The organism is Shewanella sp. BF02_Schw (assembly GCF_014596695.2).
Classification (GTDB): domain Bacteria; phylum Pseudomonadota; class Gammaproteobacteria; order Enterobacterales; family Shewanellaceae; genus Shewanella.
Genome location: NZ_JABKAW020000002.1, coordinates 640992 through 655911 on the forward strand (window position 1 = coordinate 640992; position 14920 = coordinate 655911).

Here is a 14920-nt window from a genome sequence, read left to right on the forward strand (position 1 = left end):
AATATTGCAGTCACATCATAACAAGTTGTGCCAAGAATAAGAGAACTGTTCGCCGCTGTCAATCTAGACGTCTAGACTTCTTTGCTTCCAAAGCGTTTTTTATTCTAAAACCTGAGAACTGCTACAAATATTTTACATAACCATAATCAATTTATCTATTTAGGTCTCTTTATTCACTAAAAAATTGATGTACGTTAATCATAACCTAATGCCGATTTGTTACGCTGACAAGGATTCTCTAACTTATATAGAGGTGAGGCTATGGAACGTAAACCAGACAGAGTGAGTGCAATGAAGCGACTCCTTGAGCAAGTAAAAAATACCTTACCATTTGATCAACCCGGTATATTTAGCTGTGGCCCTAACAACAACTGTGTTGGCTGCCCTAAAAAGTTACTCGATTTGGTTGATGCTGAAGTTAATTACTGGGACGCAGCCATTGCCCAGGGCGTTATACCTTCACTTGGCGATATCAGCCGCTTTGGAAAACTGTGTAAAAATGTCAGTCGTGGCTTACAACGCAATGATATCCAGAGTCATCATTAAATTGCCTCATAATTAAATAGCCTTATACCCATTAGGGTCACATAACCTAAACTCGAGATAACAAAAAGCCCACTAAAAAGTGGGCTTAATGCAACTACTTCAGGTTTATTCTTCAGCATCGCCTAGTGACAATAACGTCGCATTGCCACCAATAGCGGTAATGTTATTGGTGCGAGTCTTTTCAGTCACAAAACGAGTTAAGTAGTGTGGGCCACCCGCTTTAGGACCTGTACCCGATAATCCTTGGCCACCAAATGGTTGTACACCTACAACTGCACCAATTTGGTTACGGTTAATGTATACGTTACCCACGTTAACCTTGTCTGCTAAGCTAAGCGCATGGCCTTCATTACGGCTATGAATACCCAATGTTAACCCAAAACCTGTGCTGTTGATTTCATCAACCACTTTTGCCAAATCTGCCGCTTTATAACGGATAACATGCAAAATAGGCCCAAAATGTTCTTTTTCGAGTAGCTTAATTGAACTAATTTCAACGGCTGTAGGCGCTACAAAATGACCATTTTCAGTACCCGCAGGTAATTCAAGTTTATTAATTAACTTGCCGACCTGGCTGATATGATCAATGTGGGCATTCAAGTTAGCTTTGGCAGTGGCATCAATCACGGGGCCCACATCGGTTTTCACTGAACTTGGGTTGCCAATCACTAATTGCTCCATGGCGCCTTTCATGACTTCAATTACGCGATCTGCAATATCTTCTTGTAAGAACAATACACGCAATGCCGAACAACGCTGGCCAGCACTGGTGAACGATGAAGACACCACGTCATTAACAACTTGTTCTGGTTGTGATGTTGAGTCAACCACCATGGCATTTTGACCACCGGTTTCAGCAATTAATGGAATAATTGCGCCATCACGGTTGGCCAAGGTGCGGTTAATCAATTTAGCAGTGCCAGTCGAGCCGGTAAAACACACACCGCCAATACGTTCATCTGCAGTGATTGCAGAACCGACAACTGCACCAGTACCTGGTAAAAACTGCAATACGTCGGTAGGAATACCGGCTTCATGCGCAAGTTGCACAGCACGATAACCGATCAAACAGGTTTGCTCTGCAGGCTTGGCAATAACCGTGTTACCCGCAGCAAGTGCAGCAGAAACTTGACCAAGGAAAATCGCCAACGGGAAGTTCCATGGGCTAATACACACAAAAATTCCGCGACCTTGTAGAAACAGCTCGTTTAACTCGCCTGTTGGGCCAGGAAGCAATTCAGGCTGAGCCATCATCTTCTTAGCTTGTACGGCGTAATAACGACAAAAATCTACTGCTTCGCGAACTTCATCAATACCATCTTGAATACTCTTACCCGCTTCACGAGTACATAATACAATCAGCTCTTCACGGTTTTCTTCCAATAAATCAGCTAATTTCTGTAGTGCATTAGCACGAGTTTCAACAGGTGTACGTGCCCAACCACCAAAAGCAGCATCTGCACCAGCAATGGCTTGTTCAATTGCGTTAGCATCAGCAAAAGCCACTTTACCTACCGTTAATGAAGTATCGTATGGGCTAACAACGGTTTGCACTTCACCCGTTAAGGTTTTACCGTTTACCAATGGACCTGCTGTCCATTGAGTATCGCTATATTTGTCCAGTGCAGCAAAAAATGGCTCTGACTCAGAAATAATGTTCATGTTTAATCCTTTAGAGTTCTTACGTTCTGCACCGAAAATATCAGCAGGCTTAACAATTTTTTGATTCGCTAACGACTTGTAACCTAATAGCGTCACCAATGGATGAACCACTAAGCTTTCTATTGGGGTATTAGGGTCAACCAGTTTATGTACAAATGAGGTATTGGCTCCGTTTTCCAGTAAGCGACGAACTAAATACGGCAGTAAGTCTTTATGCGCGCCAATGGGTGCATAGATACGTACCGCTTTAGCACCGCTTTCTGCAAGCATGGTGTCGTAAAGCTCTTGGCCCATACCGTGCAAACGTTGGAATTCATATAAACGATCAGCGGCCATCGCATCAATACTGGCAACGGTTTGCGCGTTGTGAGTAGCAAACTGTGGATAAATAGCACCACGGGTGGCATCAGACAATAAATAACGCGCACACGCTAAATAAGACACATCCGTGCCGGCTTTACGGGTATAAAGTGGGTAGCCAGCTTCGCCTGCTTGTTGCGCCCATTTTAGCTCGCTGTCCCAATAAGCACCTTTGACTAAACGCAGCGGAATTTCATCGCCTTGATCTTTAGCAAGACGCGTCAACCAACACAAAACGGGTAAACAACGCTTAGAATAAGCTTGTACTACAATACCTAACAAGCCCCAGCCTTTAGCGGCTTCTGATTGATAAAGCTGCTTAAATAACTTCAATGACAATTCAAGACGGTCAACTTCTTCAGCATCGATAGAAATACCAATATCGAGTTCACGCGCTTGTATAATAAGTTTAATAACCGTGTCGTATAATTCGCTTAATACACGATCTTCGTTAGCGACTTCATAACGAGGGTGTAATGCAGATAATTTGATCGAAATAGTCGGTCTTGGTGAGCCAGACTCTTCATATTGCTGCGCGCCTAAATCGCGAATAGCATTGCTGTAATCGTTAAAATACTTTTGCGCATCATTGGCGGTTAATGCTGCTTCACCTAACATGTCATAGCTATGGGTATAACCTAACTTACGTTTAGCTTCGCTATTTTTAAGCGCTTCTTTAACGTCCTGACCTAACACAAATTGCTTACCCATGATCTTCATCGCCGCTAACATAGCTTGACGGATCATCGGCTCACCGACACGATTAACCAGACGTTTAAGTATATTGCTTGGCGAACCGTCAGTATTACGATCTAACTTAACCAGTTTACCGGTTAACATTAACCCCCACGTTGAGGCATTAACCAGCAATGAACCACTCATATTTAGGTGTTCATCCCACTTGGCACCAGACAATTTATCTTTAATTAGCGCATCAGCTGTTTCAGCATCAGGAATACGCAGCAAGGCTTCAGCCAAGCACATTAAAATAATGCCTTCTTTCGTTTCTAAGCTGTATTGTTGCAAAAATGCATCAATACCAACCATCAGACCTTTTTTCTCAAACTGACGAACTTTGCTCACGAGCTCATGGGCACGACGAGTCACTTGCTCAATGTCTTGTTCAGACGAAGGCACAAGCTTAATTAATTCAGACAGGTATTGCTCTTCATCGACAATGTAGTTGTTGGTCACTGCAGTAAACAGTTCCTCAAGAGTGGCATTGTCATAGCGGCCGTCCAGTACTTCACTCGCTTTGAACATAGTATTCGCTTCCATCTAGGTCAGGTTAAGGATGGTTATTATCGTTGTTGAATGGACACTGTATTCACGAATATTTTATTTTGTATACAATGTACGATCTGATTTTCGGCGATTATACATTCAAAATGTGAACTTGGACACTCAAGTTGAAAACTTGCTAATAATTGTTTGATTTTGGTCACTGAAACAGACAGAAACAATGTGCTAGTTAATTAACATCACAACAACAATAAACGTTTAAGTTAATGTTAATTAGTAACTTTTTTAATAATTATACCAACATGGAATATGAATATATTTCATCAAGAAAAAGATTAAAAAAAAGGCCAACGTTTGAATAGTTGGCCTTTATACAATCAAATGAGAGACATTAGTCGTATCACTTTATCCGCGAAAATCTCATCGTTATTGGAGATGTTACATCCAACGGCTTTTCTTACGACGTTGTGGACGAGGTAAATACACCAATACAATACCAATCAACGCACCAATACCTGCAATTAACCCACCTTGCTGCCACATTTCATAACGTTGGTTATCCGCGGCTTGCTGTACTTTTGACTTAGCATCATCTCGTTCTTTAATCGCTTTGGTAAGAGCGGCTTTTAACTCAGACACCTTTTCGTTAGACAGTGTTAAAGATTCTTCAGTATTGTCAGTATTTTGCGTAATGTTATTTAATTGCTCATTAGCCTGTTTTAATTGTGCTTCCATTTCAGGAAAACGCTCACGAAAACTAGGCTGATCTGAAACTAAACTGGTTAATACCCAGCCTTCACGACCTTTATGATCAATGATTTGAGTAAAATCACCTTCGGTATTATCCAATAAAGTGATCGGCTGACCCGCTTCAACACTACCGATAATACGAAACTCTGTACCCGGTCCACCGTGGATATAGGTGAACACATCATCAGAAATAAATCGCGTTGGTGCTTGGGCTGCAAATACGCCACTTGGCGCAAGTAAAAATATAAGGATTGAAAGTACTCTTAACACGGTATTTATCCAAACTCAGAAAACTTATTGTCATGCTATTTATTAAATGCTCTGAATGCAAGAAGGAAGTCATATGACTTCCTTCTTAAATACATTCAGCGTTCACATTTCTGCTAATACTTCATTGCGTCTTAGTCAAATTAACTAAAGATGTTCTTGATAATGAAGAAGAACAAAATAGACAGTGCAGCACCGGCTGGCAGAGTAATAACCCAAGACACAACAATGTTACGTACTACACCAATATTAATTGCTGCAATACCACGCGCCATGCCCACACCCAACACAGCACCCACTAACGTTTGCGTTGTTGAAATAGGTAAACCAGTACCAGAAGCAATAACCACAGTCGATGCGGCAGCTAATTCAGCAGCAAAACCACGACTTGGGGTTAAATGCGTAATGTTTTTACCAATGGTTTGCATCACACGCTGTCCAAAAATGGCCAAGCCCATAACAATACCAACAGCACCAAGTGGTAAAATCCACCATGCTAGAACCGCTTTAGCACCAATAATACCGCCGCTTTCTACGACAGAAACCACAGCAGCTAAAGGACCAATCGCATTAGCAACGTCGTTTGAGCCATGGGCAAATGCCATACAACATGCAGTCACAACCATTAATATGGCAAATACTTTTTCAACATTCCCATACTGGGTTTTTAGATCGGCTTTATCGCTCATTTTTAAACGACTAATAGCAATTTTACCTGCAAGACCGACTACGGCTGCAACCACAGCTGCTAATGCATATGCTTCAAGTGTTGAAAAGTTTATGCCTACATGTGATAAGCCTTTAGTAATGGTCACAAGTGACATCACAAAACCGGCCAATGCCATGTAGAAAGGCACATAACGCTTAGCACTTGCTAATGGATCATCGGTATTAAAAATCAGCTTTTGCACACTTTGGAAAATGATATAAGCAATAAAACCCGAAATAGCAGGTGTCACTACCCAAGAGCCTACAATACCGCCAACCTTACCCCATTCAACTGCATCAGCACTGACACCCACTGCGGCAAAGCCAACAATAGCGCCAATAATTGAATGCGTTGTCGAAACTGGCCAGCCTAACGCTGACGCTACAACTAACCAAATACCCGCAGCAAGTAATGAGGCAATCATGCCGTATACCAACAATTCTGGGACATCAGTAAAGTAACTCGCGTCGATAATACCTTTACGAATTGTACTCGTGACTTCACCACCAGCTAAAAAAGCACCGGCGAATTCAAAGATCATTGCAATAATAATCGCTTGTTTAATGGTAATGGCATTAGAACCTACAGAGGTTCCCATTGCATTGGCTACGTCGTTTGCACCAATGCCCCATGCCATCAAAAATCCAAATGCAGCCGCTATCATAATGAGCATAGGGCCGTTGGTGACTAATACATCAACCATGTTGTTTCCTTGATAACCTTTGTGATTAGTTACGAGCTAGCATTAGCTCTAGGCGGGAACCGACACGCTCAGCAATATCTGCTAAACCTCCAACCCATTCGATAATTTTGTACGTGAACATCACATCAATCGGATTCAATTCAGATTCTAATGCATACAACTGACGACGCACTTGAATTTGTAAATCATCAGAATCTTCTTCGATAAGATCTAATTCATTAATCATTTTGGCAACTAACTCAACTTCACGACCACGGAAACCGGTTTCGAGTAAATCATCGAGTTCGTTAATAGCCCGTTTCGCAAGTGATACGGCATCTAAACAACGTTTTAGATAAGCACCAAAGGCATCTTGCATAGGCTGAGGAAGGACTAACTGACGGCCAATAATACGGCCAGAGATATCTTTTGCCTTGTTAGCGATTTTGTCCTGTTGAGTTAATAACTCAAGCAAGTCAGTTCGCTCAACAGGCATAAATAATCCACCAGGAAGAGTCAGGCGAATTTCACGCTTGAGTGAGTCCGCTTCTTTTTCAAGCAAACTAATTTGTTTGCGGATCTTTATCGCTTCATCCCAGTCGCCTGAGTTGGTTGCGTCAAAGAAAGGAACAAGAAGTGATGCACACTCATGTACTTTGTCGATATGTAGTTCTAAAGGCTTAAGAGGTGATTTTGCAAACACACCTAAAATAGAGTTTACTGGCATTGCCGTTTACCTATTTAATAAATTCCAGTTTGGAAAAAGCGGGCGCATGTTAACCCAAGCGTCCGCATAATGAAACTGTGTTTTTTAATTTCGTACGACAGTTTCTCTGTTATCGTTGCTCAGTATATATGATGCGAGCAATGCTATCCTAAGAGATTTTTATTACAACAATATGACATTATGAAGATAATGTGACGCATTAGTGAATATTTGATGACAAGGCAAACATAAAGTCAATGGACGCAGAAATAGAGTTAAAACTATTCATTCAATCACAACATCATGATTTGTTAAAAAAAATATTGAATGACTACCCTAATTCAAGCCCACAAGGGCAGAAAAAACTCACCAACGGATATTTCGATACCGACGACTTACAACTGCGTCGTTGGGATATGGGCTTACGCGTAAGAGGTTTTGACAATCAACTCGAACAGACCATAAAAACAGCAGGCAGGGTCGTAGGAGGGATCCATTCTCGTCCTGAATATAATGTCAGCATTGATCAAAAAACACCGATCTTGTCACGTTTCCCAAAAGAAATTTGGCCAGAGGGAAATGATCTCGACAAGGTGTCAACATCGCTAAAATGTATTTTTGAAACCAACTTTGAGCGTCAAACTTGGCATATATACCTTAATGATAGCCTTGTTGAGGTTGCACTAGATGTAGGTGAAATAATTGCTGATGATAAAGTTGACCCTATATGCGAACTCGAATTTGAATTACTCGCAGGAGAGACGTCTGCATTATTAATACTCGCAACAGAAGTCGCTAAGTCAGTACCATTTCGCTTAGGTAAAGCCAGTAAAGCTCAACGCGGTTATCAACTTGCAGGCAAATCAAAGCCGTTCACCATTGAGCATATTGATTATGTTTCATTACCAAAAAACAATAATATGCAGCAAGCCTTGAGCACATTATTAGAAACAGGTCTTGAGCGCTGGCAATTGATTGAAAATATATTAACGCTGCCAACTGGTGATGTTCATCAACAATCAGCCTTGTGGGGCGAATTACGCCGCTGTGTGCGCTTACTCAGGCTCACCTTAAATCAATTTGGTTTATTAGATCAGCACACCAGCCCATTATTCGATCATCTTGAGCATGCTCTGGCATTTGTTAGCCCACTGCAAAGTTGTTGTTTATTATTACAAGACGATGCTAAACCACTTGCCAACATCAACAATAAAACCCTTGTTTGCCTACAACTAGAAAACTATATCGACTCTATGTCGATATCAACTCAATTAGGCTCAATATGGCAACATCCTGAGTATGGTCAATTACAATTGGCATTGGTCGATTTGCTATTAACCGCTGAAAGCGGCAAAAATGAAAGCCGTCATTATCCCGAATTAGGTTTATTTGCCAACCAGCTACAGCAAGCCTCATGGAAACGTATTGGAAAATCAATGCCTATAACCGCTGAAATGAACAGTATTGATTACCAACACGTTGCTGATGCTTTGGATGAAAGTATCTTAGTTGGGTTTGCTTATGGAGAAATGTATCCCGCTAAAAAGCGCGAGGCTTTTCGGGCACCATGGCAAGACTTAGCGTTAGGGATTAGTACGTTATCTGCATATAAAATATTAAGGCATTTGAGTGCACAGCATCAGCTTAATATTGAAGCTTGGTTAGACAATAAAGAAACCAGTTTATTGTTTGCCATGGAGCATTCGCGAAAAAGTGCCTTAAAAGTCCCTATTTACTGGTAAGCGTGCATATTCCCCATATAAATGGTTACACGCCCACATGTATTAGTGATGAATAGTAAAACAGGAAGATAATGATTATCTTCCTGTTTTACTAAACAACTATTTTGTTAGCGTTAAGGCCTTAATCGTCGCTTATTCTTTGGCAAAATACAGGTTACTTTGCCAAAGCCTGCTTAACACGTTGACCGTAATCAACATCCGCTTTAGTAAAATGATCGACCATTTTTTGTTGCACATCTAAGGTTGTTTGACTGAGTGTGCCCGCAATCGTTTCCACTAAACGATTTTTCTCTGCTTCACTGAAGATACGATATAGATTACCCGCTTGGGTAAAGTCATCTTGGTTATAACGACTAAAGCGTGCAGCCTCTCCTTCTAAACGTAACGGTGGTTCTTCAAAACTTGCATTTTCAGTGAGTGGTGCAACGCTGTTAGGACCATAATTAACACTGGCATCACCACCGGTTTGGCTACCTTGATAAGGACACTGTGTTCCTGCCATAGCACCAGCACGTTGATGATGGTTGGCTTTAGCGGCATGCGGAGAGTTAACGGGTAATTGATTATAATTAGTCCCTATACGGTAGCGCTGCGCATCTGCATATGAAAACAAACGGGCTTGCAGCATTTTGTCTGGCGACGCCCCCACTCCTGGCACTAAGTTACTTGGTGCTAATGCCACTTGTTCAACTTCAGCAAAGTAGTTTTGTGGTAAACGGTTTAGCTCAAGTTCACCCACTTCAATCAACGGATAATCACTGTGCGGCCATACTTTAGTCAAATCAAATGGATTAATGGCGTAAGTATTGGCATCAGCTTCTGGCATAATTTGCACATTCACAGTCCAACGCGGGAAGTTAGCATCATTAATTGCTGCCACCATGTCGCGTTGTGATGAATCAGGATCTATCCCTTTTAGTATATCTGCTTGTTCGCCGGTTAAATTTACCACGCCTTGCTGTGATTTAAAGTGGAACTTAACCCAAAAACGTTCACCCTTAGCATTCCAAAACGAGAACGTGTGCGAACCATAACCATGCATTTGTCTATAGTTAGCCGGAATACCACGGTCTGACATTAATATGGTCACCTGATGCATCGACTCTGGATTGAGCGCCCAAAAGTCCCACATTGCTTGGGGATCTTTTAAATTAGTTTGTGGGTGACGTTTCTGAGTGTGAATAAAGTCAGGGAATTTAATACCGTCACGAATAAAGAATGTAGGGGTATTATTACCGACAATATCGTGGTTACCACGAGCAGTATAAAAACGTAGTCCAAAACCGCGTGGATCACGCTCTGCATCTGCTGACCCCATTTCTCCGCCTACCGTAGAGAAGCGCATAAATGTTTCAGTCTGCTTACCGACACCATTAAAATGATCCGCTATGGTAAATTCACTTAAATCTTTAGTTAGTGTAAACGTCCCATATACACCAGTCCCTTTAGCATGTACCACACGCTCAGGAATACGTTCACGGTTAAAATGAGCCAGCTTCTCTATTAAATGCCAATCTTGTAAAAGCAGTGGACCACGTTCACCAGCCGAGATTGAATTTTGATCATCTGCTACCGGGGCGCCATTTTGGCTGGTTAAATAATTACCTTGATTCATTTTTTTGCTCCTATGTGCGGTCTACTAACCACTGCTCAATTAAGTCATAAACTGTTGCCATGATGATTTTCCTCACTCAACTCATCATTCGATGGACACATAATAGAAGCACTTCAGAATTACATAAAACGATTAAAATAGATTATTGCAAACTAAAAAAGCGATTATGTAATTTATTAAGGATAGGAAAAACAGATTAAAACTAAAATGCAGGCAATAAAAAAGCCAAACTGATTATTTGGCTTTATCGAGACACAATGTGACTATTCAGTGGGTGGAGTAGGCTCACGGTATAACTTCACTAAATAATAGAGATCAATTAATACAATAAAAAAGTTAACCAGCGCCACAGGGATCGCATCAATCGCGAGGCCATAAGCCACAAACAACCCTGCACCAATTAAGTTCCACCAGCGTAGTTTTTTAATGTCTGACATCATCAGCGAAATAGCCACAACGACAGAGGCTAAATATCCTACCCATTCCCAGATGTTAATACTGTCCATGGATTTTCCTTATATTAATATGCCTACACCAATGCAAGCGAGTAACAACCTTAAGCTAGCGTGAGTCAGTGAATGAAATAACCTTATTGCTTAACGCATCTGTTTTTACATTCAAACAAGCAAAACGCCTTATATGCATAATACCGAATCAACAAAATTAAAACGTTGGTCTATCGCTGATTATAAGGCCTATTTATTACTAGAATTCTAGTATCTATAATAGCTTATCGCTCTACAACCGCTGCCGTCATTCGTGAAATACAACAAAGTTCACCCGCACTGTTACGAATAAGGACTTCCCAAACCGAACTGCGTTTACCTAAATGCACAGGTTTAGCCGTTGCCGTTAATTCACCATTACGTGATGCTTTCAAATGATTGGCGTTGATTTCTTGGCCGACACAATAATAACGGGTAAAGTCGACCACAAAGTTGGCGGCATAACTGGCTACTGTTTCTGCTAGTGCGACGTTCGCACCACCATGAACAATCCCTAATGGATTATGTATTGCTGGATTGGCTGGCATAGTGGCAACCATATAATCGTCGCCGATTTCAGTAATTTTAATGCCCAATGTTTGCATTAAGGTGCCCTTTCCCTGAATCCCTGCATCTAAGCGAGCACAATCTTCTAAAGTGACAATGTTAAACCAAATACTCATTCTTAATATCCATCATTATTATTATTAGAAAACTCAGTGTACTGATTAGCTTACCTTTTTGAAAGAAAAACGCGATCAATAACATTAACCCATTAAAAAGGAGCCTAAGCTCCTTTTATAGTTATTCACTAAATCTATATGTACGTTAACTCACTAATTCGCAATGGCTTTGGTAGGTCTGTGCCCAACGCAATAACTCAACTCGGTTACGAGACTCCGTTTTACGGAAAATAGATGAGATATGCGCTTTTACAGTATGTTCACTAATACACAAACGCTGGGCAATTTCTTTATTACGCGCACCGCTAGAAACAAGCTGAATAATGGTTCTTTCTCGACTGGTTAATCTTTGGAGGATGGCCACGGTATCGGCAGGGATTTCAACGTTGGTATCGAGTTGCTGGACTAAACGTCTAAAAATCTTACTGATCAGTGGACGGTCGTACCACAATTCATCAGAAACCATTTTACGCAGACCCGTCAGCATTAAGTCCATGCGTTGATCACTGTATAACAAACCCCGTACGCCTAAGAGTAATGCTGACTCTTGATCAAGTGATCCACGTTCAACTTGGTACAATGCTACAGGGACATGCTCCACTAAACGCGATACCAGTAACGGGATGCCCTTACTGTCTAAGGCCGCACCTTTTTGTGAAACAAGATAAAAGTTGTTGGATTTTTTTTCTAACTCAAGCTCAGCCGCATGTTTTACAATTCGAGTTTTCAACCCGATAGATTCTGCCAAAATAGCTAAATGGCAAGGTGCTGCGATTTGGTGCAAAAACACCAACTCATCAATATTTGAACTCATCACTCTTCTCCCTGAAAAGTACATTATTGCTCAACATACCTTGAGCACATCCTGAGGCTATATACTATACGTAAATGAAATACGTTTACTAGCCTTCAAAACTAGGCTGAGCAGATAGTTTACTTTTTGTCGTTATATTAGAGCATGTTCTTTCTTCATTCGTTAATCGCGTTACGAGATAAATCGACTCACCAAAAAAGTGGCTATTAGGTTAAGTCGGTCATTATCAATCACGATTCTTATAATAAAAACCTTCCTATACAGCAAGCATAGTAAAAATTTGTTAGTTGATATGACTATTATGTAAGTCTAAAGTATGAATAGTAAATTTGACTGACTTTGCGTAGACTTTATCACTAACCCAAGACTGATAAGCTCATACTTTCAATTCGCTCAACATCATCAATCTCTCATCAATGCTAGCAGCCAAATTTACTCATTTTATGACAAAATAAGCTAACTAAATAAGTTAAGTGAGCCTTATGATAAAGACTGCTGGTTAAGCGCCATTTTGGTCGCTATTTGTTTATTATGAAGAGACGATAACAACAGTAAGCCACATACCCCACCAATTAATGCTAGAAACATGTCAGATTGAGTATCCCAAACATATCCTTGAGTGCCTAAAAATGCCTCGGCATTTTCACCGGTAGCAATGGCAACCCACCATTCAACTAATTCGTAAAAAGCTGAAAACGCCAACACAAAACATACTGCTAAAAACTGACACCAAGCACCTATTTGCATGACATGTTTACGAATAAATATTTCGCGAGCTAATATTACCGGAATAAAACCCTGAGCAAAATGGCCGACTTTATCGTAATTATTGCGCTCGCCGCCCATCACTTGCGCTAGCCAGTCAAATAACGGCACTTCAGCATAGGTATAACGTGCACCGACAAATAACACACAGCAATGCACTAAAATAAGTGCATAAGCTAACGTAGTCAGAGGAAAGCTTTTACGACTAAAAAATAAAATAGGTAATGCGATTAACGCAGGTATAGCTTCTAACCACCAAGTGAACATATCTTTAGGTGCGCTAACTGACCACAACAGTACTAATAGATAAATCCCTATCCATATAACCTTACTCTTCATCTTAATTCTCTCCATGAGATATTGTTCTCAAATTAGAATATAAACTTTAGCCATCTAGCCCTCTACAAGCGCTTAAAAAAGTGCTACTTTGATAATGCGCCGGAAGTCCGCATTTATATCATAACTATTAGTATAAGCATTAGTATAACCATTAGCTTAAGCACCATTTAATGATAAGAGGGTACCCATATCATGGCGAAACACTCGCTTGACAAGGATAAGATCAAAATCCTGCTGTTGGAGGGCGTCCACCAAACTGCGGTCGATGTACTAGAACGTGCAGGTTATACCAACATTGAATACCATAAAGCCTCGTTAGGCGAAGAGGCTTTGATTGCATCAATTAAAGATGCTCACTTTGTTGGATTACGCTCCCGCACCCAGCTTACTGCGGAAGTATTACACCGTGCAGAAAAGTTGGTTGCGATTGGTTGTTTTTGTATTGGCACCAACCAAGTCGATTTAGCCACGGCCGAGAAACTGGGTATTCCTGTTTTCAACGCCCCTTTCTCCAACACCCGCAGTGTTGCTGAATTGGTGATTGGTGAAATCATCATGCTGATGCGTGGCATTCCACAGCGCAATGCCATGTCACATCGTGGCGGTTGGTTGAAGAGTGCTAATGGCAGTGTTGAAGTTCGTGGTAAAACCTTAGGTGTGATTGGTTATGGCCATATTGGTACTCAACTGGGTATTTTGGCTGAAACCTTGGGCATGAGAGTGATTTTCTTTGATATTGAAGATAAGTTACCGTTAGGCAATGCCTCTCAAGTTCACTCTATGGACAAGTTATTGGCCCAAGCAGACGTTGTTAGCCTGCATGTACCAGAAACACCGCAAACTAAAGACATGTTCGCTAAAGCTGAATTTGCTCAAATGCGTCAAGGCAGTTTCTTTATCAATGCCTCTCGCGGAACTGTTGTTGATATCGAAGACTTAGCCGATGCCCTGAAGTCAGAACATCTTGCGGGTGCTGCGATTGACGTATTCCCGGTAGAACCTAAGTCGAATGATGATGAATTCATCTCTCCACTGCGTGGCTTAGACAATGTATTACTCACACCGCATATTGGTGGTAGTACTGCTGAAGCACAGGAAAATATCGGCGTAGAAGTGGCTGGCAAACTGGTGAAATACTCAGATAACGGTTCTACACTGTCTGCGGTCAATTTCCCTGAAGTGTCTTTAGCGCAACATAGCGGTACCTCACGCTTATTGCACATTCATCAAAACCGTCCTGGTGTATTGATTAAAATTAACCAAGCGTTTTCTGAAAAAGGCATTAACATTGCTGCTCAGTACTTACAAACCACTGCTGAAATTGGTTACGTGGTAATGGAAGTCGATTCTGATCAAGCAGAAGAAGCATTGGTTGAATTAAAATCTATTGAAGGCACTATCCGTGCGCGGGTATTGTTTTAAACTGACTTTTATAAGCAATTAACTTGAGTTAATTGTCTTCCTAAAAAAGCTACCTTGTGCACAAGGTAGCTTTTTTATTGGCTTTAAAACCATAGCCCCCTGTTGAGCATTCTATTAATCCGTTACACTCC

12 protein-coding genes are annotated in these 14920 nt (G+C 41.1%); 3 read left to right on the top strand and 9 right to left on the bottom strand.

The window, feature by feature from the left end:
* The first annotated feature begins 261 nt into the window (after positions 1 to 261).
* The gene (locus HNW13_RS11210; protein WP_101086168.1) at positions 262 to 546 is read left to right on the top strand and encodes a hypothetical protein; all 285 of its coding nucleotides are present in this window, start codon (positions 262 to 264) and stop codon (positions 544 to 546) included.
* 105 nt (positions 547 to 651) lie between these two features.
* Here the strand turns inward: HNW13_RS11210 and putA are convergent, their stop codons facing one another.
* The 4 genes from putA to HNW13_RS11230 form a co-directional block, all read right to left on the bottom strand.
* Positions 652 to 3846: a bifunctional proline dehydrogenase/L-glutamate gamma-semialdehyde dehydrogenase PutA gene (gene putA, locus HNW13_RS11215; protein WP_192115428.1), complete on the bottom strand. Its 3195-nt coding sequence runs from the start codon at positions 3844 to 3846 to the stop codon at positions 652 to 654.
* A gap of 402 nt (positions 3847 to 4248) precedes the next feature.
* Positions 4249 to 4830, bottom strand: a complete 582-nt coding sequence (locus HNW13_RS11220) for a TIGR04211 family SH3 domain-containing protein (protein WP_101086170.1) — start codon at positions 4828 to 4830, stop codon at positions 4249 to 4251.
* 140 nt (positions 4831 to 4970) lie between these two features.
* Positions 4971 to 6239 (bottom strand): inorganic phosphate transporter, encoded by a 1269-nt coding sequence (locus HNW13_RS11225; protein ID WP_101086171.1) that lies wholly within the window; start codon positions 6237 to 6239, stop codon positions 4971 to 4973.
* Between the two features lie 25 nt (positions 6240 to 6264).
* Positions 6265 to 6945, bottom strand: coding sequence for a TIGR00153 family protein (locus HNW13_RS11230; RefSeq protein WP_059747637.1), 681 nt, complete (start codon positions 6943 to 6945; stop codon positions 6265 to 6267).
* A 236-nt stretch (positions 6946 to 7181) separates the two neighbouring features.
* Between HNW13_RS11230 and HNW13_RS11235 the strand changes: the two genes are divergently transcribed.
* On the top strand, positions 7182 to 8666 hold the full coding sequence (locus tag HNW13_RS11235; RefSeq protein WP_192115427.1) for a CYTH domain-containing protein: 1485 nt from the start codon (positions 7182 to 7184) through the stop codon (positions 8664 to 8666).
* Between the two features lie 154 nt (positions 8667 to 8820).
* Here HNW13_RS11235 and katB read toward each other — a convergent pair whose 3' ends face one another.
* The 5 genes from katB to HNW13_RS11260 all read right to left on the bottom strand — a co-directional run bounded on the left by katB (position 8821) and on the right by HNW13_RS11260 (position 13367).
* A complete protein-coding gene (gene katB / locus HNW13_RS11240) occupies positions 8821 to 10281 on the bottom strand; it encodes a catalase KatB (RefSeq protein ID WP_192115426.1) in 1461 nt (486 codons plus the stop codon).
* Between the two features lie 263 nt (positions 10282 to 10544).
* Positions 10545 to 10787 carry a YgjV family protein gene (locus tag HNW13_RS11245; RefSeq protein WP_101086174.1) on the bottom strand — a complete coding sequence of 81 codons (243 nt, stop codon included), beginning with the start codon at positions 10785 to 10787 and terminating at the stop codon, positions 10545 to 10547.
* A 224-nt stretch (positions 10788 to 11011) separates the two neighbouring features.
* Positions 11012 to 11449 (bottom strand): PaaI family thioesterase, encoded by a 438-nt coding sequence (locus HNW13_RS11250; protein WP_192115425.1) that lies wholly within the window; start codon positions 11447 to 11449, stop codon positions 11012 to 11014.
* A gap of 145 nt (positions 11450 to 11594) precedes the next feature.
* Positions 11595 to 12263 (bottom strand): response regulator transcription factor, encoded by a 669-nt coding sequence (locus HNW13_RS11255; protein WP_101086176.1) that lies wholly within the window; start codon positions 12261 to 12263, stop codon positions 11595 to 11597.
* Positions 12264 to 12743: 480 nt separating this feature from the next.
* Entirely contained in the window at positions 12744 to 13367 is a 624-nt protein-coding gene (locus HNW13_RS11260) for a DUF2238 domain-containing protein (RefSeq protein WP_162022264.1), read from the bottom strand.
* Positions 13368 to 13559: 192 nt separating this feature from the next.
* Here HNW13_RS11260 and serA point away from each other — a divergent pair, with 192 nt between their 5' ends.
* Positions 13560 to 14789, top strand: a complete 1230-nt coding sequence (gene serA / locus HNW13_RS11265) for a phosphoglycerate dehydrogenase (protein ID WP_101086178.1) — start codon at positions 13560 to 13562, stop codon at positions 14787 to 14789.
* Positions 14790 to 14920 lie beyond the last annotated feature (131 nt).